Below are 25,695 nucleotides of genomic sequence, written 5' to 3'. Positions count from 1 at the left end.
CTCACCTCAGAAGACGGGGCCAACCGGAAGGCGTCTCTTGTGCTCGCTCTTCTTAACGAGATTCTCGACGTACTCGACCATCTCGATTCCTATTCCGAGCTCTCTCGCTATTTCGGCGTTTCCCATCCCAAGGTCAACCATGCGCCAGAGGATTTCATCGAGCAGGCGGTAGCTTATTCCCAGTTCATCTTCGTCCGTCTGCCCCTCCCACAGGCCTGCCGACGGCTTCTTCTCGATTATCCTCTCGGGAACACCAAGGAGCTTCGCTATCTCCCAGACCTCGGTCTTGTAGAGGTTTATCAGCGGAGCGTAGTCGCTGGCACCATCGCCCCACTTGGTGAAATAACCGGTCAGAAACTCGCTTCTGTTGCTGGTTCCAAGGACGAGCCGGTTCATGGCGTTAGCATGGGCGTACAGCAGAACCATCCTCGTTCTGGCCATGACGTTTCCCCTGCTCCTTGTATCGAGCCCTCCAACGGCACTCTCAAACTCGTCCACAATGGACCTTATGTTGATAACTTTGTAGTCAATTCCCAGGCTCTCGCAGACCAGCCTGGCGTCGTCAAGGTCGCGGTTCTCGTAGTAGGGCATTATCAGGCCAAGAACCCTCCTCTTTCCAAGGGCCTTTACGGCGAGGTAGGCAACGGTGGCGCTGTCTATTCCGCCGCTTACACCTACGACGACTCCGTCCACACCGGTCTCCTCAGCCTTCTCCCGGATGAATGTAGTGAGTCTCTCAATTGCAAAGTTGTAATCAAGCTCCCTCATTTCTTACCCTCCTTTACGTCCCTCAGGAACTGGGTGTAGCCCAGGAACGCCATGACAACCCCCACCAGCATCAGCACGAAGGCAAATAGGGAATAGACCGCGTAGGGGTAGTCAACGGCGGTCGCGTTGTAGGTATAATTCACGCTCCCGTTAAAAACATATATCACCGGTCGCTCCTCCGGGTGGAGCGTTATCTCTCGATCCACCAGAGTGTAGTTCGTCATTTCAGCCCCTTGAAGGAGTGAGAGGTTCGCGTTGGAGGAATAGAGAACGAGGGTTCTATTGTGGTACAGGTACTCGTTCTCGAACTTGTCGTCTCCCAGATAGTGCATGCCCTCTCCCAGGGTTCCGCTCGCGGAGTAGGTCTTATTAACGCGGTAGAAGCCGGCAATGGAGATGAGCAGGGCAAGGATGAGCATTATCAGTCCAACCCTCAGAAGGGGATAACTCATGGCATCCCTGAACGTTCCCATAGTCATCACCCAGAGAAAGAAAAGAAGGGGGTCAGTACTTGCCGACGAGGTGGCACTCTGCCCAGTGGTTGTGCTCGTACTCGACGAGCTGCGGGTGCTTGGTGTCGCAGAGTCCCTTCTGGGCGTAGATGCACCTCGGGTGGAAGCGGCATCCCGGAGGGATATCAACGGCGTTGGGCACCTCACCCCTGATCGGTAGCTCCTTGATGATGTTCCTGCGCTCCGGTTTGGGTTCCGGAACGGCTGCCAGGAGGGCCCTCGTGTACGGGTGAAGCGGGTTGTCGATGACCTTCTCGACCGGCCCCATCTCGACTATCCTTCCGAGGTACATGACCGCCATCCAGTCGGCGAAGTACCTTGCCGTGGACATGTCGTGGGTAATGTAGAGGTAGGTAACGCCCATCTTCTCTTTCAGTTCCTTCATCAGTTCAAGGATTTCGGCACGGATGGACACGTCAAGCATCGAGACCGGCTCGTCGGCAACGATGAAGGTCGGGTTGAGGATGAGGGCCCTTGCTATGGCGACACGCTGCCTCTGACCGCCGGAGAGCATGTGCGGGAACCTGCCGACGTAGTCCTCTGGCGGGGTTATCTTGACCATCTCAAGGGCCTTGTATATGAGCTCCTCGCGTTCGGCCTTGGTTTCGCCTATGCCGTGTATGAGGAGCGGTTCCTCGAGGATGTCGAATATCCTGAAGCGAGGGTTCATCGAGCTGAACGGGTCCTGAAAGATTATCTGCACGTGCCTTCTGTAGTCAAGTATCTCTTCCTTGGTGCTGATGTTCGTGACATCCTTGCCCTCCAAGTATATCCTGCCGTCCGTCGGTTCCAGGAGCTTGACGATCAGCTTTCCGGTGGTTGACTTTCCACAGCCGCTCTCACCGACGAGGGCAAAGACCTGCTGTTTATATATCTCAAAGCTGATGCCGTCCACCGCGTGTACCTTCTTCTGCGGAGCGCCCTTGATGGTGTCTATGAATCCCCTCTTGATCGGGAAGTACTTCTTCAGATTTTCAACTTTAAGTATCGGCTCGGCCATTTCTCACACCTCACAGCAGCCAGCATGCGGCGTAGTGGTCCTTATCAACTTCCTTCAGCTCGGGTTCCTGCTCCTTACAAACCTGCATCGCGTAGGGGCACCTCGGGTGGAAGCGGCATCCCTTCGGCGGCGTGATGAGGTTGGGCGGCTGTCCTGGGATGAACTCCAGCTTCTCGACGTCCTCGTGGAGCCTGGGTATTGCCGCGAGGAGCTTCTGGGTGTAGGGATGGGCCGGCTCATAGTAAACCTTCTCGCTGTCGCCTATCTCAACTATCTTACCCGCGTACATTATCGCAACCCTGTCGCTGATCTCAGCCAGGATGCTGAGGTCGTGAGTGATGAATATCATCGAGAGACCGAGTTCCTTCTTCAGCTTCTTCATGAGGTTGATGATCTGGGCCTGAACAACCACGTCGAGTGCCGTTGTCGGCTCGTCGGCAATGACGACTTCTGGCTCAAGGAGGAGTGCCGTTGCGATGATGACACGCTGCTTCATGCCACCAGAGAGCTCATGTGGGTAGCGGTAGACTATCTCTGGGTCGAGGCCGACGAGTTCGAGGTACTTCTGGGCTCTGTCGAGGGCTTCTTCCTTGCTCATTCCCTTGTGAAGTATGAGTGGCTCGGTCATCTGGTAGCCGACAGTGTAAACGGGGTTGAGGGCGTTCATCGCACCCTGGAATATCATCGAAATTTTCTGCCAGCGAATCTCCTTCCTGAGAACGTCCTCGGGAAGGCCGACTATCTCCCTGCCGTCAATCTTCACGCTTCCACTGACTATCTTGCCAGGAGGAGTCGGCATTCCCATAAGGGTAAAACCAAGGGAGGACTTGCCGCATCCGCTCTCACCGGCAAGTCCCAGCACTTCACCCTTTCTGAGGTTGAAGGATATGTTGTCGACGGCCTTGACGACACCCTTGCTGGTGAAGTAATACATCTTGAGGTCTTTAACTTCAAGCACGTTCTTAGCCATTCATACCACCTCACAGCCTCCTGAGTCTCGGGTTGAGTATCTTATCGAGGGCCGTACCGATGAGGACGAAGGTAAGGCCGACGACGGCTATCCCAAGTCCGGGCGGAAGGACCCACCACCAGTAGCCCTTGGTGGTCGCCGATTGCGCCTGTGCCGCGTTGAGTATCTGTCCCCACGTTACCGCGCTTGGATCACCTATACCAAGAAAGCTCAGCGAAGCCTCGGCTATAACCGCACCCGGAACGCTGAGTGCTATGACAGCGAAGGCGTACGGCAGTAGCTGCGGGAGGATGTGCTTGAAGATAATCCTTCCGTTGCCCGCTCCGAGGGCCTTGGCCGCCTCGATGTACGTCTGCTCCTTGATCTGGAGGGCCATACTTCTCGCAATCCTGGCTATTCCCATCCATCCGAAGATGACCAGCAGCAGTACTATGAACCAGAGAGTAACGTGGCCGAGGGTGGCTCCAATGAGGATAAGTATCGGCAGGCTCGGAATTGAGGCGAATATCTCGTTGATACGCATCATGATCTCGTCGGAGTTTCCTCCGAGGTATGCACTGGTGACTCCGTAGATTAGGCCTATAACCGTGCTGAGGACTGAAACGAGTATACCTATCGTCAGTGAAACCCTGCTACCCCAGATGATTCCGGCCCATAGATCCCTGCCGAGGTAGTCGGTACCCATCGTTCCATAGCTCCTGCCGAGGAAGGTGACCTTAAGGTTATCGTAGATGACCTGATTGTACTTAGGAGCAGGGTTGTTAATCTTGAGTATGAGCTTGTACTGGCCGTGAAGTGGCTGCGGGTTGGCTATTATGTCACTCACGTTCATTCCCGGCTCAACCTTGGCGAACATCGGAGCAACCATGTCGCTGATGAGGATTGTTTCAAGGGGTACCTCGAACATCGTTATCTCCCTTCCCTCAGTAACGTTCACGAGCCATATGTACACGTTGGTTGAAATGGTACTGTCCCTGCCGATGGAGATAGTGGTGCCCGAGCTGAGCTGCTTGTTGGTGAGGAGCGGGATGGTCTTTCCATCGGGCCTGAGAAGGTACACATCCATGGTAGGCGCTTTGGAAGGAGCGTTGAGCGTGACGTTCAGACCTCTAATGATGATTCCCTGGGGTCCAAGGATGTGCTTTTCGGGGAAGAGGTAGTCCGCCTCTATCACGGTTAGGGTATCGCTCGGGTGGCTGATCTTAAGGTCGTTGGCATAGTAAACCTCCTGGGGAACGAGCTTCTGGGAAGTGAACATGTTGTACCAGGTGGGAGGAACGTTCTTCGGATTGTCCTCCCAGTAGGCTGAACTCCTCCACTTCTCAGGGAGGTCAGGCATAGTGGTGTACGGTGCCGTGAGTGCGACCAGGACAAGAATGACAAGGAGAATGACGCCGGCTATACCGGTCTTCTCCCTCTTAAACTCTTCAAGGAATTCCTTAAATCCTTCTTTGACGTCGACCCATCTCATCGTGAATCACCTCACATCTTGGCGGAAGCACCGACCTTGACACGCGGGTCGAGGAATCCGTAGACCATGTCGGCGAGGACGACTCCCGCAAGGTAGAGCACCGTGAAGAAGTACGTCAGGCCTATGAGGAGGTTGGTCTCGTTCTGCTGAAGGGCGACCCAGTAGAGCCTGCCCATTCCAGGGTAGTTGAAGACGAGCTCACTGATGATGGCACCGCCGAGCGAACCGAGGAGGGCGAAGATGATCATGGTGACTATCGGCGGGGCAGCGGCACGGAGGGCGTGTCCGTAGATAATCTTGTGCTCGGGAACACCCTTGGCTCTGGCGGCCATGATGAAGTCCTCCTGGAGGGTGCCTATCATGATGTTCCTGGTAGTCCAGGCCCAGCCACCAAAGACGACGAAGACGTAGGTGAAAACCGGAAGGGCAAGCTTCCAGAGGACATCCTTAACGTGCTCCCATCCGGTGAGCTGCGGGTCGAACATTGAACTGAGAGGGAACCAGCCGAGCTTGAATGCAAATATCAGGAGGAACATCATTCCGGTCCACCACATCGGCAGACTGTAGGTGAGCAGTGCGAAGATTGACAGTCCCCTGTCGAAGACACTGCCCGCGTGCCTTGCCGCCCTAACGCCCAAGAAGATACCCAGAATGATAACAATTATTGTCGCGGTTGTGAAGAGCAGAATACTCCTTGGAACGGCTACCTTGATAATGTCAGAGACACTATTAGTTCCGAAGATAGGCATGCTCGTTGTTCCGAAATCGAGTTTTAGGGTACGAATGGACTTTCTGTAAACCTTCTGCCAGTATGGAATGTTCAGCTCGTACTTCTCCTCAAGAGATGCCTGTTTTTCGGCTTTGGCCTTTTCAAAGGCCTCTAAACCCTGGCTCTGCTTGATTTTAGCACCTTCCGTTCGTTCCCATTGCATCAGTTCCTCGTACATCTTGGAGCGGTTGCTCTCCTCGGCGACCTTGACGAAGAGCGCCGAGATAATAAACGTCACTATCAGTAGAACGAGAATGGCGTTCAGGATCCTAAACACCAGGTACTTTAGATACCCCATTTTTCCACCCCCACGTAGGTTGCTCGTGTTTAATGTATCTTTTTCAGCATTGTAAAACCGGCTTTATATATCTTACTGCATAGATGTGCACATTTTCATGGAAGTGCACTAAGAAGCCCAGAAAGAACCGTCAAAAACCATAAGAGTAAAATTTCAAAAAAGAGGGAAAGAACGAAACTACTTCACTTCTTCTTGGTGAAGTACCAGGCGGCCGCGGCTATGATGATTATCACCAGGCCAACGACGACGTAGGTGGTCGTGTTGCCTCCGCCGCTCGGGGTCGTGGTGGTCGTGGTTTCACTCGGCGTGGTGACTGTCGGCCCGGTCTCGCTTGAGGTCGTTGTGGTGGTAGTGCTGGTTATGTCATCCCAGGTGAGGCCTGAGATCTTCAGCATGACCTTGGCGAGGTCGTCGACGTGCTCCTTGGTCAGGAGGTCGAGCCAGAGGACACCCTCGGCACCGCTGCTGAAGGAGTAGGTCTTGTCGATGCCGTACTCCTTGCTCTTGGCGACGAGCTCACCCATGGCCCAGTAGAGCTCCCACGGGAGCTGTGGGTAGAACACGTAGAAGCCAGCGGTCATGTCGTCGGCCAGCGGGTGCTCGTAGGTACCGTAAACGACGTAGCCGTCGTCGGTCCACTGCCAGCCGAGTATGTTGGAGAGCGTTCCAGCGGTTCCACCGAGTGAGCTGTCGTAGTACGGGTCGTCGGCACCGTCCTGGTAGGCCCAGGTGTAGAGGAAGGCTATGTAGTACTTGAGGTCGTCGATGTTGCCCTTAACGCCGTTGTGCCACTCGCCGAAGTCGCAGGTGACCTTAACCTTAACGACAGCCTTCTGGCCAGCGTTGGCTGGGATCCAGCCCTGTGTCTGGTTGTAGATGACGGCATCGTCCGGAACGGTAAACTCACCGCGCTCGAGCTCCCACTTGCACCTGTACGGGCTGACGATACCGTCGAAGTTCGTGGTGGCACCGTAGTCCCTGATGAGGTTCCAGACGCGGACGCTGTAAACGTCACTCAGACCGCCGACTGGGTTGAAGGCGCTCATGAACATGGCACCGGTTGAAGCGAACTGGGCGATCTTAAGGTGCTTGTCCGGGGTCTCGGCAGTCATAATGCTCCAGCGCTGGCCGATACCGGTGCTGGCCTCGGGGGTAATCTTAACAACCCTCTGCTTGTTGGCCGGGTAGAACTCCCAGGTCTCAATGAGGAAGACCCTCTCGCTCTCGAGGATTCCAATGAGCATGCTGATCTTCTGGAGGTCCCAGTACTGGTCAGCGTTGGTTATCTTGATCGGCTCGTCCGGAATGAGGTCGTCGTGGATGTACGGAGTGCCCTTGGCGCCCTTGGTGGTGAAGTAGGTCAGCAGGTAGGTGAGCTCCTCCTCGGTCCACTTGAGCATCGGCCCGAGGCTGTCGGCGCTCTTGTAGTAGGTGGTTCCGATCTTCTGGAGTCCTGCATCAACGTCACCGTCTCCAAGGTACTTGAGAGCATCCTCAACAGTGACGGTGTTTATGTGCTTCGGATCAACGGCGCCGGGGACGTAGCCGTACCAGGCGGCGTAGAACCAAGCTGTGTAGTCGTCAATCCAGACGCTCGGGATACCGCTGGTACCCCATCCACCGGTGTAGATGTTCCACTCGTAGTTGCTCGGCGGCTTGGCGAAGACGACCTGACCGGCCTTCTGCCTGTCCCACTCAAGCCTGTCAACCTTGAAGCCAACCTTCTTCTCAAGGAGGTCGGCAACGTAGAGACCAATCTCGTGCCTCTCATCCTCGATACGGATGATGAACTTGACCTCAACCGGCTCGCCGTCGAAGTACCACATTCCCTCCTTCTTCTCGAGGGTGTGTCCGTACTTGGCAACTTCCTGGGCTGCCTCCTGCATAGCGTTGCCGATTATCTTGAGAGCAAGCTCCTCGTTGCCGGCACCGCTGAGACCAAGGGCCTTGTAAACGGGCTCGAAGTACTTGTCGGCGGGGTGGCTGGGCCTTATGCATCCGAGCATCGGGGCACCGCTACCCTGGTAGATGTTCTGGACGATGTAGTCCCTGCTGATGAGCCAGTTCATGGCGAACCTGACCTGCCTGATGGCGAACGGGTTGAAGTAGACCTTGTCACCCACGGTGACGAGGGGGGCGTCCTTGTCCGGGTCGTGGTAGGTGTTGAAGGTCAGCTCGTTGTACGAGCTGGCGCTCTTGTACAGGTTGAGGTTGGCGAGAACGTCCTCACCGAGACCCTGGTACTTTCCTGCGGGGAACGAGAACATTCCGAGGTCGTACTCGCCCTTGGCGATCTGGAGGATAACGTTCTCAGGGTTCTGGACACCCTGGTACTCAATAACGTCGGCGTAACCGTCCTTTGGAAGGGTGTCGGTGAATATCTTCCTCGGGCCAGTAAACTTCTCAAGCTTGAGGTAGAGGTTCTCCGGAGAGTACATGACGAGCATGTACGGACCGTTGCTGATGACGAAGTGGCCGTACTTGAGGTACCACTGGAGGTCGGCCTTAAAGCGGGCCTTGGCCTCGTCGCTATTCAGCGGAATGTCCTTTGGAGTGTAGTCCGCTGCACTAACTGCATGGACTGAAAAAATACTAAACAGCATCAAACCCATAATAAACAATCCCAAAGCCTTCTTCATACTCCACTGCCTCCTTCACTTTTTGGCAATGTTGCCACATATGGTGTATAATGGCATGAAGATATACATTGAAAGCCTATTTAAGGGTTACGTTCTTGTAAAAGTCGCATTTTCAACAGAGGCATAACAAGGTTTGGATAAGCAATTTAATACTTGTTGAATCCCAGTTCTAGCATTGCGTTGTTAAAAATAGCGTGAAAGCCCTGTCTGCCACACTTATAGCATATTCGACCATTTACAGACTACATATAGTTGAGGAAAGCCCCAAAAATCGTTAGCGGCCAGTTTTATATTATCCTCTCCAGAGGAATATGCAAAAAACTTAAAATGGGCTAGCATCCATCCCAGTGCGGGCGCTATGTACGACTTCGTCTTAAGAGGGCGGCTCTTAAAGGATGGGAAAGTGATAGAAGGAAGCGTAGGCGTTCTTGATGGAAAAATTTCTCGAATATCCCTCGGTGAATTAAAAGGAGAAGAAGAGATTAAGATCGGCCGTGGGAACATCATCCTCCCGGGACTCATAGACGTTCACGTCCACCTGAGGGACTTCAAACAAAGAAGAAAGGAAACCGTGGAAACCGGTACGATGGCTGCCCTGCACGGGGGGATAACGGTCGTCTTTGACATGCCCAACACGGATCCACCCGTGGTTGATTCCGAGACCTTCCGAAGGCGGGCAGAGCTTTTCGCCAGAAAATCCTACGCCGACTACGCCCTGGGCTTCCTCATGAACGGTAACTGCACCGAGGCCAGAAGGGCCAATGCCGACTTTTACAAGATATTCATGGGTGCATCAACGGGCGGAATCTTTTCGGAGAACTTTGAGTCGGACTACTCCTGCTCTCCGGGCGTCGTTAGCGTCCACGCGGAGGACGCCGAGATCATCTCCTCAAACCCAGAGAGACCACCTGAGGCCGAGGTAAGGGCAATAAACAGGGCCCTGAACGTGGCGGAAAAATTGAAAAAGCCCCTCAACGTCTGCCACGTATCAACCACCGGCGGAATCGAAGCGATACTGCGGAGAAACCTTCCGTGGGTAAGCTTCGAGGTTACCCCCCACCATCTGTTTCTCACGAGGAGGGACTACGAGGGGAACCCGCTCCTCAAAGTTTATCCTCCGCTGAGGGACGAGGAGCACAGGAGGGCCCTCTGGGAGAACCTCTCGCGGGTTCCGATAATAGCGAGCGACCACGCACCCCATACGCTGGAGGACAAGGAATCGGGGGCGGCCGGGATACCGGGGCTAGAAACGGAGGTGGCACTTCTCCTCGACGCGGTGAACAGGGGAATGCTTGAGCTTTCGGACATCGTAGAGAAGATGCATACCAACCCGATTAGAACATTTGGAATAAGAAACAAGGGGTTCGAGGTCGGGAGGGATGCAGATTTTACCGTGGTAGATCTCAAGAGGGAATGGAAGGTAAAGCCGGAGGAGTTCTACACCAAAGCAAAGTGGAACCCCTGGGAGGGAAGAACGCTAAGGGGGAAGGTCGTGATGACGATTCTCCGCGGGAAAATCGTGATGGAGGAAGATGAAATCGTGGGAAAGCCGGAGGGGGTCAGGATAAATGCTGGAAAGGGTAACCCTTAGGGAAGTCTGGGACGTTGCCAGGGACGTTAAAGCCTTCCGCTTCGATAAGAGGCTCGAATTTACCGCCGGACAGTTCATAATGGCCTGGCTTCCGGGAGTCGGTGAGAAGCCCTTCAGCCTGGCCTGGAGGGACTTGATAGTCGTCAAGCGCGTTGGCCCCTTCACGTCGAGGCTCTTCGAGCTGGCTGAGGGAGACCACCTCTGGATCCGCGGGCCCTACGGCAGGGGCTTCGAGCCAGAGGGGGAAAAGGTAGCGCTCCTCGGCGGCGGCATAGGAATTCCACCACTCTACGCCTTCGCGAGGCAGTACCGGGGGATATTCGAGGGAGTGAGCCTGATATACGGTGCGAAAAGCCGGGAGGAGCTTGCGCTGATGGACATTGAAGAGTACGTGGACGAAGTTATAATCACCACCGACGACGGCTCCGCTGGCAGAGAGGGCTTCCCAACGGACGTGCTGGCGGAGAGAAAGAGCGAGTTTGACCAGGTCTACGCCTGCGGTCCGGAGCCGATGCTCAAAGCGGTGCTGGAGGTTATGAACTACGAGAACGTCCAGGTTTCGGCGGAGCGCTACATGAAGTGCGGGATAGGTATCTGCGGCTCCTGTAACCTCGGAAAGTACCTCGTCTGCCGCGACGGGCCGGTTTTCGACGGCTTCCAGCTCAGGGGATTGTTCTGACCAATCAGGTTTTTAAACCCCTTTTCCCACCCCCGGCCGGTGAGAGAATGAAGAAGATGAGCTGGGAGGAGTTCGCGAGGAGCATGGGTGTGGAGCCGCAGGTTCTTGAGAACAGGGAGGCGAGACTTCTAAAGAGGTTCGTGATGGATCTGAAGTTCCCCACCCACTGTCAGGGCTGTCAGGGTCTCGACCTTAGCAACCCCAACCCCGTTCACCATCCGAGCTACGAGCTCACGCCGGCGTGCAACCACGACTGCATATTCTGCTACTCAAACGTCGCGGTGAAGCTCGGAAAGGCCCCAAAGCCCGGCTACTACGGCTGGGAGAGGCCATACGCCATAACCGTTTCACAGTACGGCGAGCCGCTCATAAGCCCGCGCATAGTCGAAGTGAACAGGATGCTCCGCGAGCGCTTTCCGGAGGCGAGGCTCGACCTCCAGACGAACGGTTCCCTTCTCACCGAGGAGCTGTGGGAAAAGCTCGACTTCGACCTCGTGATGATAAGCCTCGATGCATCGACGAGGGAAAAGCACCTCAAGATCACCAACGCCGACACCTTCGATGCCGTCGTGAACGCCCTCAGGATAGTCGGAAGAGACAAGAGCGTCCGCTCGGCTGTGAGGACCATCTTCATGCCGGGCATAAACGACGAGGACATACCAAGGATAGCGGAGCTTGCCTCTTCCCTCGGAATAGACGAGATGATGCTCCAACCCCTCACGATTCACGAGCTGAACGTCGAGCGATTGAAAAAGGCCGGCCTCGACTTCGAGCGGGCAGAGAGCATAAGGTACTACCTGAAGGTCGCAATGGAGGCGAAGGAGTACATAGACGTCCGCATAAGCGGCTGTCAGCTCGCGGTGTACCGGACGATGGACCCGCTCACGCTCTTCAGCGCGCGGCGAGTGGCCAGAGACGTCGCCCCTGCGATGAAGAGGGAGAAGGCCGAATAAACCTTTTATCCCCAAACGCCCTAACGTACCAGGGGATAACATGGTTAGGGAGCTGTTCGCGTTCCTCCTCCTGACGGCGTTTCTCTTCATCAACCTATCCCTGATGCTGATGAGGGCCCTCGGAAGCCTGACCGGGATGGCCTGGAGAAAGGTCCTGAGGCTGGACATCCCCGAGAACGAGAAGAAGGGCATCGAGAGGCTCTACACCCTCGTCTGGATAGCCGTTGGAATCTGGGGGGCATGGAAAGCTTGGGGGGCCAGCTGGAGCGCGGCCGTTTTCGCCTTCCTCGCCTTCAGGAGCGGGGCAAACATCACGAGAACCCTCGTCTACGGCCTCCACGACCAGAGGGTCATAGAGAAGTACACGGAGGACAGCAGGATACTCGGCATCGTTGGAACGGCTACCAAGCTGTCGATACTGCTCGAAACGGTCTTCGTCGTCGCCTTCGCCCTCGCCTACAAGGCCCTCTCGGCAACGCTCAGCCCGAACGGCATGGGCGCCAACACCTTCATCCTCTCGCTCTGGCTGGTTGGTCTGGCGTTTGGCCTCATTTTCGGCTGGTTCATAGCCAGGAACAACCGCGGAATACTCCTGAGGAACGCCATAGCGACGGTCGGCTTCTTCGCCACCCGGAAGGGTAAGAGGAAGACCGATGAGACCGTGAAGAAGGCGAAGGGCACCACGGGGAAGCTCAAGTCTAAGGTGCCAAAACTGCCCAGATAAAGCTTTTAAGAGCTTTCTTCTCCCTCCCCATCATGCTAAGGTGTTCACTCTGCGTTCACGACGAGAGGACGGCGAAGATAGACATCATCGACGGAAGGCCGATATGCAGGGAGTGCCAGGTTTACCTGAGACACCCGGTGGACCGGGAAAGGATCCGCGCCGAGCTGGAGGAGCTTATGAAGGACGTGGACAGGGCAATAGTTGCCTACTCCGGCGGAAAGGACAGCGTTGTGGCTCTCTATCTGGCAAAGGAGGTTTTCAAGGTCCCGGAGCTGGAGGCGGTGATGATAGACCACGGGCTGATGGCGGGGGAGGCCATAGAGAACGCCAGGAGGATAGCCAGGGCGCTGGACGTTCCGTTCACCGTTCTTCGCTACGATTACTCCGACATCTTCCGCGAGGCCCTTCTCAAGGCAGAATCGCCCTGCAGGCGCTGCTCCAAGAGGACAATGGAGAAGCTGAGAAAGTACGCCCTCAAAAACGGCTATAAGTACATCATCACCGGGCACGAGCTTCCCTTCGGCCACCACCCCTACAGGCTCATGAGCGGGGGAGTGGTTCAGATACGGCTCCTCTCCATGATGACCGAGGGGGAGAGGCTTAGGATACTTGAAAGGCTCCCCTTCGAGTTCCCCGAGCTGCCTGGCTACACCACCAACTGCCTCGTCCTCGGGCCGGCCCTTGAGCGCTACTGGGAGAAGCACGGCCACAGCTTCGAGCAGAGGCGGATAGCCGCGCTGGTGCGCTACGGCCTGATGGACAGGGAGAGAGCGGAGAGGGAGCTCGCAAGGCCCACCGTGCCGGAGGAGCAGTGGAGGCTTGTGATGGAACGGCTGGGTATAGACCTGATGCCATAGGGCGGATATTTTAGGGCACCATCTGGAACCCATTGTTACGATTCTCGCTTTAAAGTTTCTCCGTCAATTAGTTGTTAGAAGGTTAACACCCATATGCATCAGATTTTTAAAGGTTTACACCAACGTAAAACAGGGGGTATTGATGAGCGGAAGATGGCATCTGTACCTTAAGGTGCTCATTAAAAACCTGGCCCTGTTCGTAATCGGTGTGCTGATTCTTGATTATCTGGCCGTGCTCGGACACGTCAACGCGGAGCTGTACAACAGCGATGTCTACGGGGACTACCTCGACATGGTCAGCCACCTTCCGGAGAGCGTCAAGAAGGTCATAGAAAAGCACGTTAGCCTCGAACAGCTGGCAAAGGAGATGGCGATGGAGGCTCTGGGAATATCCAGTAAGAGGGAACTCATGAAGGACCACCTCGAGGTGGTGTATCACTTCTTCGCCAATCCCCACGAGAAGACCAAGGCCGGCTACGAGTACTATACGTACATCCTGAAGAGCCTCCTCCTGGTTATCTTCACGGAGCTGTTCATACTGACTTTCGGCCTTTATCTGGGCCTCCGGGCCGGCTACAGGGGTGGGTGGGCCGATAGATTCTTGTCCGTCCTTACCCCGCTGTTTTCGGCCATACCCTCCTGGTTCATAGCAGTGGTACTTCTCTACACGCTTTACTGGAAAGCTTCCCTCCTCCCGATAGATTTCGAGGGCCACCTCAGGAACGTTTCAATAAACGGAGGTTCCCTTCCATTGGCGTACCTCATGGGACTTCTCCTGCCGGTTCTGACGTTGGTGGTTGCAATGATATGGGAGTACGCCTTCAACGTGAGGAACCTCATCAAGTTCGAGAGCAACGAGGGACACGTCCTGTACGACAGGGCGAGGGGCCTGCCTGACAGAAGGATAATGAGGAAGCTCCTGAGAATGGCTTTGCCAGCTTTCCTCACCTTTACTACTTACAACTTCCTGGAAATCCTGATGAGCGCGTTCGTTGTGGAGATTATATTCAACATTCACGGCGTGGGCTGGATACTCGTAAGCTCGTTCAGGATGGGGCACGGCGTGAACGGTGTGACCTTTTATTACAGCAGCTACGGTGTTTTCTTCGCGGCCTTCGTGATGATGCTCTTTTACTTCATAAACGCGGTCGTCATGGAGTCGCTCTACATACACCTCGACCCCAGAACCGGAAGGGAGGGGCGCAGATGAAACGCGTATCCCTCAAGATAAAAATCGCCACCGCTATACTCCTGTTCTACCTCCTGGCCGCCGTAATGGGGCCAAACGTGGCCAACAAGGAGGCGATAGACAATTGGAACAATAAGATGTACTGGTCGGACAATCCAAAGCTCGTGCCTCCGGAGTGGATCAACCTCCTCGGAAAGAATCTCCCTCCAACCGAGAACATGGAGCCCTCAAGGATTGAGGGGAACGTTTACACCTACGAGTACAACTTCCACTATTCCGAGGCGCCGCAGGACATAATCGTTTACAGCGAGTTCCCCCAGGAGATCACGATAAACCTGACCCTCCCCAACGGCAGGGAGTACACGCTGTATCGGGGAATCTCAAGGAGCAAAATAAGGCTCGGCATGATGTTCGTGACCATGAAGATGATAGCCCAGGAGAGGGGGCTGAACTACACCGACTCCGACCTGATCTTTGGGGGAGGTTTAGATCCAATATTCATCGGCAAAGATGGCCCTGAGGAGGGCACCTACGTGCTTGAAATAACGGCCGAGAGGAAACCAGAGGTTCGGGTGCTTGGGAAGTCCTACGGAATTCTCGGAACGGACTCAATTGGAAGGGACATCTGGCAGGGTTTCATTTGGGGCCTCCGGGAGACGATGGTCATGGTGGTCGCCGTTGGCCTAACCGCCGTTGTTGTGGGTGCTACACTTGGCGTTCTGAGCGCCCTTTCGGGCATTGTGGGGGTAATAACGGACGGTCTTACGAAGCTTTCAACCATACTGCCCCTGGTTCCCGTGATGGTGATGATGGTTCCCATCACCGGTAAGGTCACCTACGGGGGACACCTGGAGGTGCCCTTCTGGAGCTTTGTCCTCGTAATGGGACTGCTCCTGTTCGGTAAGATCGCAAGGAACGTCAGGGCGCTCGTTGAGACCGAGCTGAGCAAGGAATACGTTGAGTCCGCGGTAAGCCTTGGGGGTTCGAGATGGTGGATACTGAAGCACCACATATCCAGGGCCGTTCTACCCTACAGCGTCTACCAGTTCTCGATAGTCATGCCGAAGGTCGTTGCCCTGGTATCCCTGCTGGGCTTCTTTGAGGCCGTACCTGGTTTCAACTGGGGAACACTGCTTGGAAGCATGATAACCGAGAACCAGCTCTTCAGCATGGCGTGGTGGATAGTCCTGCCCATCGGGGTGGCGCTGGCGTTCTTTGCCATGGCGTTCGTGCTGATAAACCTGCACATGGAGGAGGAGTTCTCAGTCAGATGAGGGACCCGACAAAAGCGTCAGCCCCACGCTCAGCAGGGTTATGGCAATGGAAGGGGAGAGCGGCCACCACCACAGGGTGTAGATGGCGTTCTGGGAAAAGGCTTCCGCCACGAAGGAGCCCCAGTTAACGCCCGGGATTATCTGGAAGAGGCCGAGTATTGAAATAACCGCTATCATCTGGGCGAAGAGCAGGGTGGAGTAGGAGAGCGCGTAGGGGAGAACGGCCCTCATCACGTGCCGCAGGATTATCTGGAGGTCACTTGCCCCCAAGGCCCTGGCGGACTCTATGTACTCCTGAACCTTCTCATGCATGACGATGCCCTTGACGGCGCTGGCGAACTTGCCCACCAGCAGGAGGGCGAGTATTGAGGCGAGTTCAACGGTTCCCATCTCAAGCTTTCCGTGAAAGCCCGTCGAGGAGAGGACGAAGATTATCGCTATCGCCAAGGGAAGGTAAGGGACCGCGTTGAGTGCCTCAAGAACCACCGAGATCACGTCGCCGAGCTTCGTCTCGTAGTAACCAGACCCGACCCCAAGGGCTATCCCCACGACAATGACGAGAACAGTTGTCAGGAACGCAAGAATTAGCGTGTTCACGGTCGAGCCCACGAAGCCGACCCAGAGATCCCTGCCCTTGTAGTCCGTTCCAAGCAGGCCGTAGGCATCCCCGATTAGCTGTGCCTCGATGCCGGCCGGGTGCACCTGGACGGTGTAGTTTCCGGGGAGGGGGTTTCGGTTTTCATCCATGAAGAGTGCCTGTGTGGGGGTTAGGAAGGCCATGTCCTCCCGCCGGAGGCCGAGGACTTCAAGGGCAAAGCGCCTCGCCTGGAGGGCCAGTTCGGTGTTGGAGTTCACGCTTGTGGTTCCGTTTATCTCCGCACTCAGACGAACCACCCTGCCGTCCGGCCGGAATATCGTGATGGAAACGTCCCCGGTGCCCCTGAGGATAAGGTTAACCGGTGCTTTTTGCGTCACGGTGTACTCAATTCCCCCTCTGAACTCAACGGAGCCCGAGTCGCCGAGCCACGCCGGCCTGGCCCCCTTCGGGTAGTCCACCCAGAAGAGGTAGTTGTCCCAGTTGGCGAGCTTCTCCATGTCCAGCGTGGCGTAGGACAGGGCTGTGAAAATCATGAAGGCAGCGACCATCAGCGCACCCAGCCTTCTCTTCATGCCACTCCCCTCGGCTCAAGCTTTATCGCCAGTAGCTCCACGGTCAGGGAAACCAGAAAGTTCAGGAGAACCAGGGTAACGACCACGAAGGCGAACGTCTTGGGGTAGAAGAACACGCTGTCGGGGGTTATCACCAGGGCGGAGGCGAGGATAGTCCCGAGGCCGTTGAGCCTGAAGAGGTAGTCAACGACGAGGATGAGCGTCTGTATCTCTATGAAGTTCTGAAGCCAGACGTGGAGCACCGGGACGATGGATGCCCTCACCACGTGCCTTTTGACCCTCCTCTCGGGAAGGCCCATGGCCTTCTTTGCCTCAACGTAGGGCTGTGCGAACTCCTCCCTCATTACCACCGTTATTCCCTCTGCCAGCCCCCATGACGCCACCAGTAGAACGGAAAGAACCGGGAAAATGAAGTAAGCGAGGGTCTCCACGCCCGAACCCTTGAGGCCGTTGGCGAGGTCTGAGGGAATCGGGGAGTAGATTATGATTAGGAAGAAGAGAACAACGAAGAACCAGACAGGGATTCCGTTGAAGGTTCTCGCCGCCATCTGAAGGAAGCCGTAGAAGCGTTCGCTCCTCACGGCCTTGAAGGAGAGAAGAAGTGCAAGAAAAACGACCGATACATCTGCCAGGAGCAGGAACAGCAACGTTCTGTATATGTACCCCCAAGAGGGCGTGGCAGTTCCATAGAGATAGTTCCACGAACTATGTCCCCCGGAGGACAGAAAGAGGTCCCTTAGGGTGGCAGCCATGTACTTCAAACCCACGTGGAGCGAGGACATACCAAGCTCGGGATGGTTCCTGGGGGCAATGTATCTGACGTAGTACTCCATCGGATCCATACCCAGCTTTTCCGCCGCGGCTATTACCTTGCCGGCGTTTGGGTTGTACTGAAAGAAGTCAATGGCCTCAAGGTACGCCCTCTTCTCGACGACACCCTTCACGGCATAGCCGAGCACGAAGGCAATCAGCAGCGTCACCACGGCGTACCTGATTACTATCCTCCTCAGGGACAATGCCCCACCCCCGGCTGAAGGAGTGAGTACGTTGTCTAACGCATGATGGTAAAAATTCCCAACAACGTTTATAAAGTTTTATCATTAACCAAACACTGCGCAATAAGTTCTACAACTGAAAAACGATAGAAAGGAGATGTCACTTAATGTAATCCATGACCATCCTGCGGGCGAGGTTTAGGACTTCTTCCCGTGACACTTTGAAACCACCGCCCCTCGCCAGAACCTTGCTGCCCCCACCGCCGCCTCCGACCTTGGATAAAACGGTCCTCAAAAGGTCGTTCATGGAGATGCCTTCTACTGCTCTGTTCTTGGCGAATATCACGTAGTTCTCACCGGCCACGAGGGCAATGGTCCCCGGATTCTTGTCAACGAGGTGGACGACGAACGCCTGGGCGTCCTTCATGGGGGCGTCCTCAAGGTAAGAGACCACCCTGATCCCGTTGATTTCTTTGGCGTCCCTCAGCAGCGCCCTGGCCTTCCATCTCCACAGCTCCCTTCTGAGGGCGTCCTTCTCCCCTTCCAGCTTCTCAAGCTCTGCCTTCAGCTCTCCCACGCGCTCGGCCAGCGGGCGGTTCTTGTTGGGCATCTCATCAAGGCTCAGCCAGTAATCAGCAATGAGCTCATCCAAGTACTTCAGCGCCCTGTTTCCGCAGGCGAACTCTACCCTCCACAGCTTCTTGCTCTTCCGGTAGAAGTTGACGACCTTTATCAGGCCAACCTCGCGGGTACTTTTCACGTGGGTTCCACCGCAGGGGATGACGTCAACCCCTGGAATTGAAACTATCCTTATCGGGGGCTTTACCTTGTCGGATAGCTCCTTTCTGAGTTTCCTTCTCAGCTCCTCGGGAAGCTCATCGTAAACCTCCACCTCCACCGGGAGGTCTGACCAGACAACGGCGTTCGCTTTCCTCTCGACTTCAAGAATTGCCTCCCACGTGAGCTCGCCGGGATAGTCAATCTCTATCTTGTTGTATCCCTCAAATATCTGGAAGCCAGTCGTGTTGGCGTCGTGGAGCTCCTTGAAGACCGCCGACAGTATGTGCTGTCCCGTGTGCTGGCGCATGTTCTCGTAGCGCCATTCAGCGTCGAGGAGAAGCCTGACCGGCTCGCCCGGCTCGGGAAGACGGCCCCCAAGCCTGCCCTCATGCCATATTTCGTCCTTGCCGTAGACCTTTTCAACGATTATCCTGAAGCCCTCGCCGGCTATTACCCCTCTGTCGGAGAGCTGGCCGCCGCCCTCGGGGTAGAATATCGTCCTGTCGAGCAGGACTCTCACCTTTCTACCGGCCCTCTCAACACTCTCGACGGTCGCACCTGCCTCCCAGAGGTAGGCGTTCTTGTAGAACAGCTTTTCCGTCATGTCACCACCGCAAGAAAAATGGAAGCCGAAGATAAAAGGCTTGTTGCCTCACGAGCCCTCGGCCTGGGCCCTGGCCTCTATCAGGGCCTTGACCCTCTTCAGCCTGAAGAAGTTCTCGCGCTCCATCTCGTCCAGCCTCTGCTTGATGAACTTCACCGTTGCCTCCATCCTCGGGATTATGATGTATTCGAGGGCATTGACGCGCCTCTTGGTGACCTCTATTTCCTTTGCCAGCCTCTTGAGGGTCTCCTCCACCTCGGCCAGGCGGACGGCTAAATCGAGAACCTCTTCGAACTTCTCGGCCGCGAGGTCCACCCTGGCCGAGCTGGACACGAGTGCGTAGCCGCGCTCGTTGGTGCTCCTCCTGAAGGATTCCGCCTCGATTAGAGGAACAGGAACGCCCATCACGTTCCTTCTCTTTATTTCAACCTCCCTGTTGGGCTTGACGGAGAGGCCTATTTCCCTGAGGCGCAGCGTTCCGACGTCTATCTCTGCCGCCTGAAGAGCCGCGAAGGCCTCGGCCATCTTCATACCCAGCTCCTCGCGCAGGCTAAGGGCCTCGTCGTATATGGTGAAGAACTCCATGACGAGGGCGTCCTGCTTGTCCTTGAGGAGCTTGTGGCCCTTCTTGGCCAGCTTGATGCGCCTCTTGAGGTTCAGGAGCTCCATACGGGTGGGCTTGACGTTGAGCAGCTCTGCCATCTCGACCACCTAAGGGTTGAAGGGAGGTCAGCCCTCCCTCTTCCTGTACTTGGGGTGGTACTTGAGGATGTACTCCTTCCTCACACGCTTGAGCTCGCTCTCCGGAAGCTCAGCGAGAAGCTCCCAGCCGAGGTCAAGGGTCTCGAAGATGCTCCTGTCCTCGTCGTAGCGCTGGGCGACGAACTCCCTCTCAAACCTGTCCGCGAACTTGAGGTACTTCCTGTCGGTCTCGCTGAGGGCCTCTTCACCGACCACCGCAACGAGGTCTCTAAGCGACCTCCCCTCGGCGTAGGCGGCGTAGAGCTGCTGGCTGAGCTGCGGGTGGTCCTCCCTGGTCATTCCCTTACCGATACCGTCCTTCATCAGACGGCTGAGTGAGGGAAGGACGTCAATCGGCGGGTAAATTCCTTTTCTGTGAAGCTCCCTGCTGAGGACTATCTGGCCCTCGGTGATGTAGCCGGTGAGGTCTGGAATCGGGTGGGTAATATCGTCGTCCGGCATCGTTAGGATGGGCACCTGGGTTATGCTTCCCTTCCTGCCCCTGACACGGCCGGCACGCTCGTAGATGGTAGCCAGGTCGGTGTACATGTAACCTGGATAACCGCGCCTGCCTGGAACCTCTTCACGGGCGGCCGATATTTCACGCAGAGCTTCCGCGTAGTTGGTCATGTCCGTGAGGATGACAAGCACCTGCATGTCGTAGTCGAATGCGAGGTACTCCGCAACCGTGAGCGCCATGCGCGGGGTGATGATTCTCTCTATTGCCGGGTCGTCGGCGAGGTTGAGGAACAGGACTGCCCTCTCTATCGCACCGGTCTCCTCGAAGCTCTTCTTGAAGAAGTTGGCCTCTTCGTAGGTGATACCCATCGCTGCGAAGACCACCGCGAACTGCTCCTCCTCACCGAGAACCTTTGCTTGCCTCGCTATCTGCGCGGCCAGCATGTTGTGTGGCAAACCCGAACCGCTGAATATCGGGAGCTTCTGGCCGCGGATGAGGGTGTTCATGCCGTCTATGGCCGAAACACCGGTCTGGATGAAGTCCCTCGGGTAGGCTCTCGCGACCGGGTTGAGGGGAGCGCCGTGAACGTCGCGCCTGTCCTCCGGGATGATCTCGGGCCCGCCGTCTATGGGCTTTCCGATGCCGTTGAATACCCTGCCGAGCATGTCCATGGAAACCGGAACCTTGAGGGTCTCTCCGGTGAACCTGACGCGCGTCGTCTTGACGTCCAGATCGCGCGTTCCCTCGAAGACCTGGACTATGGCCATGTCCTCTCTGGCCTCAAGCACCTGGCCCTTTCTCTTCTCACCGCTTTCAGTTTCGATCTCGACAACCTCACCGTAGGCGACGCCCTTGACCCCCTGGACTATCATGAGAGGCCCGTAAATCTTGCTAACGGTCGAGTACTCCATTCCAGGCATCAGCATCACGCCCCGTACTTCTTAAAGAGCTCTTCAAACTGAGCGTTGGTCTCGTCTATGAGTGCGGCAACCTTCTCGATCTCCGGCTCGAACTTCATACGGCCTATCTTCTCCCTCACCGGGAGCTTGGCTATCTCGTCAACCGGGACTCCCCTGTCAACGGCCTCCATTGTCTTCTCGTAGAAGTTGAGTATAACGCGCATCATGGTGACCTGCTTCTTCGGTGGGCAGTAGGTGTCAACCTCATCAAACGCATCCTGCTGGAGGAAGTCCTCACGGAGCATCCTCGTGACTATGAGCACTGCCTTCTCCCTCTCGGGAAGCGCGTCGGGACCGACGATCCTGACTATTTCCTGGAGCTCGGCCTCCTTCTGGAGGAGCGCCATTGCCTGGTCGCGCATCTTCCTCCATTCTGGGTCAACGTTCTCGTGCCACCAGTCCTGGATGGCATCGATGTAGAGGGAGTAGCTCCTGAGCCAGTTTATTGCCGGGAAGTGCCTCCTTCTCGCGAGGTCAGCGTCGAGCGCCCAGAAGACCTTGACGACACGGAGGGTGTTCTGGACGACCGGCTCGCTGAAGTCACCGCCGGGCGGCGAGACTGCACCGATGACGGAGACACTGCCTATCCTCTCGTCGCTTCCGAGGGTGACGACGCGACCGGCACGCTCGTAGAACTCGGCAATCTTGCTCGCGAGGTAGGCCGGGTAACCCTCCTCACCGGGCATCTCCTCAAGCCTTCCAGAAATCTCACGGAGCGCTTCCGCCCACCTGCTCGTCGAGTCGGCCATCAAAGCCACGTCGTAGCCCATGTCCCTGAAGTACTCGGCTATGGTGATTCCAGTGTAGATGGAAGCCTCACGCGCAGCGACGGGCATGTTTGAGGTGTTAGCGATGAGAACGGTTCTCTCCATGAGGGGCTTTCCAGTCTTCGGGTCCTTGAGCTTGGGGAACTCCTCAAGGACATCGGTCATCTCGTTACCGCGCTCACCGCAGCCGATGTAAACGACCACCTGCGCGTCGCTCCACTTGGCCAGCTGGTGCTGGGTGACGGTCTTGCCCGAACCGAAGGGGCCCGGAATTGCAGCGGTACCGCCCTTGGCCTGGCTGAAGAAGGTGTCTATCGTTCTCTGTCCGGTGATGAGCGGAACCTCCGGCGGGAGCTTGGTCTTGTAGGGCCTCTTGACACGGACCGGCCAGCGGTGGTACATCTTGAGCTCCTCGATGCTTCCATCGGGCTTCTTGACCTTGGCTATGACCTCCTCGATGGTGTAGTCGCCCTCCTCGGCGATCTCGACAATCTCACCCTCCACCCATGGCGGGACGAGGATTCTGTGCTCGATGATGCTGGTCTCGGGAACGACACCGAGGATGTCACCGCCGACGACCCTGTCGCCGACTTTAACCTTCGGCGTGAAGTGCCACTTCTTGTCCCTCGGCAGGGCCGGGGCGGTGAGACCCCTCGCTATGAAGTCTCCGCTCAGCTCCCTGAGAACCTCAAGCGGCCTCTGGATTCCGTCGTACATCGCGGTGAGCAGTCCCGGGCCGAGCTCGACGCTCAGCGAAGCACCGGTTCCCTCAACCGGCTCGCCCGGCCTTATGCCTGCCGTTTCCTCGTAGACCTGGATGACAGCCCTATCACCCTCAAGGCGGATTATTTCTCCTATGAGTCCCATTTCGCCGACGCGAACGACCTCGTACATCTTGGAGCCCTTCATTCCGTCGGCAACGACGAGCGGACCGGTAACGCGAATTATCCTTCCCATTTCCCTTCACCTCTTAAGCTCAACACCAATTGCCCTTCTAACTATCTCCTTGATGGCCTCTTCACCGAGCCTGGAGCCGGACTTGTCCGGCACCTGAAGGATGATTGGAACCGTAACCTCCGGAAGTTCAACCTTCTGGACAAATCTCTCGGTTATCAGGATTATTCCGATGTCGTCCCTCTCAACGAGCTCCTTCAGCTTGTTCCGGAGCCTCTCCATATCAAGCGGTGTATCGTCGAAGGAATAAACCTCGTGGGCACCGGCCAGCCTGAAGCCGAGCGCGGTGTCCTTATCGCCAAGCACGGCTATCTTCATGCAACATCACCCGCGAGTTCCTTTATCCTCTCAGGGTGAACACCGTCCTCGATGAGCTTCGCTATCGCCCTGAGCTTTCTGACCTCCCTCTCCCTCTGAAGGATGTAGCTGAGGGGAGCGGCAACGCTGAGCGGATAGAACCTGTTGAGCTCGTTCATCCTCTCGAGTATGTGCCTCTCAAGGGCCCTCTCAAGGACGCTTAGATCCCTCTCGACCTCTTCCCTGACGTCCCTGATGACCTTTCCGTACTTGGTGGAGTCCAACTCGGCCAGCGCCATGCTCAGGTCATCGACGTGGAGGAGCGGGTCAAGTTTTATGCTCCCACCAGGAATTACCAGGGGCCTTATCTCCTCCGCGGTCATTCCGGCGGCTTTGGCCCTGAGAACGGTGAGAATGTTGGTCTTGTCTATTTTGAGCCTGACGAACTCCTCAAGGATAACGCGCTCGTCCTCCTTCCTCGACAGGGCGTAGCGGAGGAGCTTTCCATAGTGCATCCTGTATAGTTCGGTTTCGAACTCCTGGAGCGATATCTCCCCGAGGAGCAGCCTCTGGTAGGGTTCCTCGTAGGGGGTGCCCTCAAGGATTACGAGGATTTCCTCCATTGTCTTTGCCTCTGCCATCGCCCTGACCTTCGGGAGCATCGGACCTATCTCCATGACGTAGTCGCCGGCAACATCACCAGCGAACTTGGCCTTGACGACGCTCGCTATGTTCCTGACGTCCCACTCCTCGAGCATGAGCCCGAAGAACGGGCTGACCCTCTTCGGGAGAATCTTAATCATCAGCTCGTAGGTTCCGGCGAGGGCCTTCTCAAGCGCCCTCTCTATCTCCTCGATGGTGTACGCTGAAACGTCGGTGAGGTAGTCCTTGTAGTCGGTGTCTTCGAGGTTTACCACGAAGTTCTGCAGGGTTCTGCTCTCAGCCAGCTCGTTGAACCTCTGTTCCGTGAGGAGCTTCGCTTCCATCGCCTTTATTCTGGCGTTGGGATAGGAGTAGGGTGTGTATTTCCAGACTATCTTGGCCGTCTTGTATCCCACCCACACGAATACGACCGCCAGCGTTGTGTTGAGGATTCCGCTTACGGCTCCTGCTTCCATTAACCTCACCCGAAGAGAGCCTTGGCTATCTCTGCCCTGAGCTCGCTCTCAAACCTATCTATTCTGGCCTCAAAGGTGTTGTCCACCCTCACCGCCCCGTCGGGAGTCTCGACCAAGACACCGCCTATGGTGCTTATCGGCTCACCGAGGCTTATCTCCACGTCCCTTCCGAGCCTCGCGGCGACGGTCTTTCTGAATTCCCCGAGCTTGCTCTCAAGGAGCTTTAACGTCTTCAAGTTGGAGCGCACGACCACGCTCTCCGCGCCGAGCTCTTCGAGGGCCTTGACCGTGAGATCGATGAGCATCGGGAAGTACTCCTCCTCGGGGAGCTCAGCGAGTCTCTCCCTCAGGGCGGTTATCACCTCTTGAATGAGTCCTTCCTGAACCTCAAGGCGCTTCTTCCTGACCTCAAGGCGGGCGTTGGCTATTATGCGCTGCTTTTCGGTCTCCGCCTGGGTCTGGGCCTTCCTCAGTATCCACTCGGCCCTCGCTTCGGCCCTCTTTCTCGCCTCTTCCTTAATCCTCTCTGCCTCCTTCTGGGCCTCGCTGAGTATGTACTGTATCTTCTGCTCCGCTTCCCTGTTTATCTCCTGAATGATCAGCTCTGCTCCATCCATCCTCCTTCCTCCTTGGCCTATAAAGAAAGTTTGTTGGGAGTCAGAAGCCGACTCCGGTGACTATCATGATCAGAGCGCCGACGAGACCGAAGATGGCCATTGTCTCCGCCATGGCGGAGAATATAATTCCCTGGGTGAAGGTCTTCGGGTTCTTGGCGACGGCACCGATGCTTGCGCTGGCGATGATTCCCTGCGGTATTGCGGAAAGGCCGGTGAGGCCAACCGTGAGACCTGCACCGAGGAGGATGGCGCTCTTAACGATGTTGTCCATGTTGGTCGGGTCGGTGAACTTGAAGCCGCCACCGAGGATTCCGGAGACCATCAGAATGAGGAACAGCGTAATGAGGCCGTATATACTCTGGGTCATTGGCAGACCCTCAAGGATGAGGGCGTTCTTGAAGTTCCTCTCGTCCTCGGCGACGACTCCGGCGGCTGCGGCACCGGCTATACCGACACCGAAGGCCGAAGCTGCTCCAGCTATTCCCGCGGCAAGGGCCGCACCGAGGGATACGTAAACTATCGGGTCCATCTTTCATACA

The 25,695-nt window shown here is 56.2% G+C and carries 24 protein-coding genes; 7 read left to right on the top strand and 17 right to left on the bottom strand.

Annotated elements, in window-relative coordinates:
* Positions 1 to 6: 6 nt before the first annotated feature.
* The 7 genes from E3E37_RS07765 to E3E37_RS07735 all read right to left on the bottom strand — a co-directional run bounded on the left by E3E37_RS07765 (position 7) and on the right by E3E37_RS07735 (position 8,391).
* Positions 7 to 768, bottom strand: a complete 762-nt coding sequence (locus E3E37_RS07765; RefSeq protein ID WP_167716202.1) for an NAD+ synthase — start codon at positions 766 to 768, stop codon at positions 7 to 9.
* Positions 765 to 1,247 carry a hypothetical protein gene (locus E3E37_RS07760; protein ID WP_232460715.1) on the bottom strand — a complete coding sequence of 161 codons (483 nt, stop codon included), beginning with the start codon at positions 1,245 to 1,247 and terminating at the stop codon, positions 765 to 767. Before E3E37_RS07760 ends, E3E37_RS07765 begins: the two co-directional genes overlap by 4 nt.
* Before the next feature lie 25 nt (positions 1,248 to 1,272).
* Positions 1,273 to 2,280, bottom strand: a complete 1,008-nt coding sequence (locus E3E37_RS07755; RefSeq protein ID WP_088865659.1) for an ABC transporter ATP-binding protein — start codon at positions 2,278 to 2,280, stop codon at positions 1,273 to 1,275.
* Positions 2,281 to 2,290: 10 nt separating this feature from the next.
* The gene (locus tag E3E37_RS07750; protein ID WP_088865658.1) at positions 2,291 to 3,250 is read right to left on the bottom strand and encodes an ABC transporter ATP-binding protein; all 960 of its coding nucleotides are present in this window, start codon (positions 3,248 to 3,250) and stop codon (positions 2,291 to 2,293) included.
* 10 nt (positions 3,251 to 3,260) lie between these two features.
* Entirely contained in the window at positions 3,261 to 4,721 is a 1,461-nt protein-coding gene (locus E3E37_RS07745; protein WP_088865657.1) for an ABC transporter permease, read from the bottom strand.
* Positions 4,722 to 4,732: 11 nt separating this feature from the next.
* Positions 4,733 to 5,788 carry an ABC transporter permease gene (locus E3E37_RS07740; protein ID WP_088865656.1) on the bottom strand — a complete coding sequence of 352 codons (1,056 nt, stop codon included), beginning with the start codon at positions 5,786 to 5,788 and terminating at the stop codon, positions 4,733 to 4,735.
* A gap of 182 nt (positions 5,789 to 5,970) precedes the next feature.
* Complete coding sequence (locus E3E37_RS07735) at positions 5,971 to 8,391, bottom strand: ABC transporter substrate-binding protein (RefSeq protein ID WP_232460714.1); 2,421 nt, start codon at positions 8,389 to 8,391, stop codon at positions 5,971 to 5,973.
* Positions 8,392 to 8,785: 394 nt separating this feature from the next.
* Here E3E37_RS07735 and E3E37_RS07730 point away from each other — a divergent pair, with 394 nt between their 5' ends.
* The 7 genes from E3E37_RS07730 (at position 8,786) to E3E37_RS07700 (ending at position 15,694) form a co-directional block, all read left to right on the top strand.
* Entirely contained in the window at positions 8,786 to 10,018 is a 1,233-nt protein-coding gene (locus E3E37_RS07730) for a dihydroorotase (RefSeq protein ID WP_167716200.1), read from the top strand.
* Positions 9,996 to 10,697, top strand: a complete 702-nt coding sequence (locus tag E3E37_RS07725; protein ID WP_088865653.1) for a dihydroorotate dehydrogenase electron transfer subunit — start codon at positions 9,996 to 9,998, stop codon at positions 10,695 to 10,697. The genes E3E37_RS07730 and E3E37_RS07725 overlap by 23 nt, the downstream gene beginning before the upstream one ends.
* 47 nt (positions 10,698 to 10,744) lie before the next feature.
* Positions 10,745 to 11,650 (top strand): radical SAM protein, encoded by a 906-nt coding sequence (locus E3E37_RS07720; RefSeq protein WP_167716198.1) that lies wholly within the window; start codon positions 10,745 to 10,747, stop codon positions 11,648 to 11,650.
* 40 nt (positions 11,651 to 11,690) lie between these two features.
* On the top strand, positions 11,691 to 12,374 hold the full coding sequence (locus E3E37_RS07715) for a hypothetical protein (protein ID WP_167716196.1): 684 nt from the start codon (positions 11,691 to 11,693) through the stop codon (positions 12,372 to 12,374).
* A 32-nt stretch (positions 12,375 to 12,406) separates the two neighbouring features.
* Entirely contained in the window at positions 12,407 to 13,231 is an 825-nt protein-coding gene (locus tag E3E37_RS07710) for a 7-cyano-7-deazaguanine synthase (protein ID WP_167716194.1), read from the top strand.
* 142 nt (positions 13,232 to 13,373) lie between these two features.
* Complete coding sequence (locus tag E3E37_RS07705) at positions 13,374 to 14,441, top strand: ABC transporter permease (protein ID WP_167716192.1); 1,068 nt, start codon at positions 13,374 to 13,376, stop codon at positions 14,439 to 14,441.
* Complete coding sequence (locus tag E3E37_RS07700) at positions 14,438 to 15,694, top strand: ABC transporter permease (RefSeq protein ID WP_167716190.1); 1,257 nt, start codon at positions 14,438 to 14,440, stop codon at positions 15,692 to 15,694. The genes E3E37_RS07705 and E3E37_RS07700 overlap by 4 nt, the downstream gene beginning before the upstream one ends.
* On the opposite strand, the gene E3E37_RS07695 is transcribed toward E3E37_RS07700, so the two are convergent.
* The 10 genes from E3E37_RS07695 to E3E37_RS07650 all read right to left on the bottom strand — a co-directional run bounded on the left by E3E37_RS07695 (position 15,683) and on the right by E3E37_RS07650 (position 25,685).
* Complete coding sequence (locus E3E37_RS07695) at positions 15,683 to 16,864, bottom strand: ABC transporter permease (protein WP_167716188.1); 1,182 nt, start codon at positions 16,862 to 16,864, stop codon at positions 15,683 to 15,685. The genes E3E37_RS07700 and E3E37_RS07695 overlap by 12 nt on opposite strands.
* Positions 16,861 to 17,880: an ABC transporter permease subunit gene (locus E3E37_RS07690; protein WP_167716186.1), complete on the bottom strand. Its 1,020-nt coding sequence runs from the start codon at positions 17,878 to 17,880 to the stop codon at positions 16,861 to 16,863. Before E3E37_RS07690 ends, E3E37_RS07695 begins: the two co-directional genes overlap by 4 nt.
* Positions 17,881 to 18,019: 139 nt before the next feature.
* On the bottom strand, positions 18,020 to 19,243 hold the full coding sequence (locus E3E37_RS07685) for a DHHA1 domain-containing protein (protein ID WP_167716184.1): 1,224 nt from the start codon (positions 19,241 to 19,243) through the stop codon (positions 18,020 to 18,022).
* Between the two features lie 48 nt (positions 19,244 to 19,291).
* Positions 19,292 to 19,945: a V-type ATP synthase subunit D gene (locus E3E37_RS07680; RefSeq protein WP_088865644.1), complete on the bottom strand. Its 654-nt coding sequence runs from the start codon at positions 19,943 to 19,945 to the stop codon at positions 19,292 to 19,294.
* A gap of 27 nt (positions 19,946 to 19,972) precedes the next feature.
* Positions 19,973 to 21,364 carry an ATP synthase subunit B gene (locus tag E3E37_RS07675; RefSeq protein ID WP_088865643.1) on the bottom strand — a complete coding sequence of 464 codons (1,392 nt, stop codon included), beginning with the start codon at positions 21,362 to 21,364 and terminating at the stop codon, positions 19,973 to 19,975.
* Between the two features lie 5 nt (positions 21,365 to 21,369).
* Positions 21,370 to 23,127 carry an ATP synthase subunit A gene (locus E3E37_RS07670; protein WP_088865642.1) on the bottom strand — a complete coding sequence of 586 codons (1,758 nt, stop codon included), beginning with the start codon at positions 23,125 to 23,127 and terminating at the stop codon, positions 21,370 to 21,372.
* Between the two features lie 6 nt (positions 23,128 to 23,133).
* A complete protein-coding gene (locus E3E37_RS07665) occupies positions 23,134 to 23,442 on the bottom strand; it encodes a V-type ATP synthase subunit F (protein ID WP_167716182.1) in 309 nt (102 codons plus the stop codon).
* A complete protein-coding gene (locus E3E37_RS07660; protein WP_167716180.1) occupies positions 23,439 to 24,539 on the bottom strand; it encodes a V-type ATP synthase subunit C in 1,101 nt (366 codons plus the stop codon). Before E3E37_RS07660 ends, E3E37_RS07665 begins: the two co-directional genes overlap by 4 nt.
* 5 nt (positions 24,540 to 24,544) lie before the next feature.
* Entirely contained in the window at positions 24,545 to 25,156 is a 612-nt protein-coding gene (locus tag E3E37_RS07655) for a V-type ATP synthase subunit E (protein ID WP_167716179.1), read from the bottom strand.
* A 40-nt stretch (positions 25,157 to 25,196) separates the two neighbouring features.
* A complete protein-coding gene (locus tag E3E37_RS07650; RefSeq protein ID WP_088181426.1) occupies positions 25,197 to 25,685 on the bottom strand; it encodes a V-type ATP synthase subunit K in 489 nt (162 codons plus the stop codon).
* Positions 25,686 to 25,695 lie beyond the last annotated feature (10 nt).

The sequence above is a fragment of the Thermococcus sp. ES12 genome (genome assembly GCF_012027515.1).
GTDB lineage: Archaea > Methanobacteriota_B > Thermococci > Thermococcales > Thermococcaceae > Thermococcus > Thermococcus barossii.
Note: the sequence above shows the minus strand (reverse complement) of the source record. Positions and strands in the feature narration are given on the sequence as shown.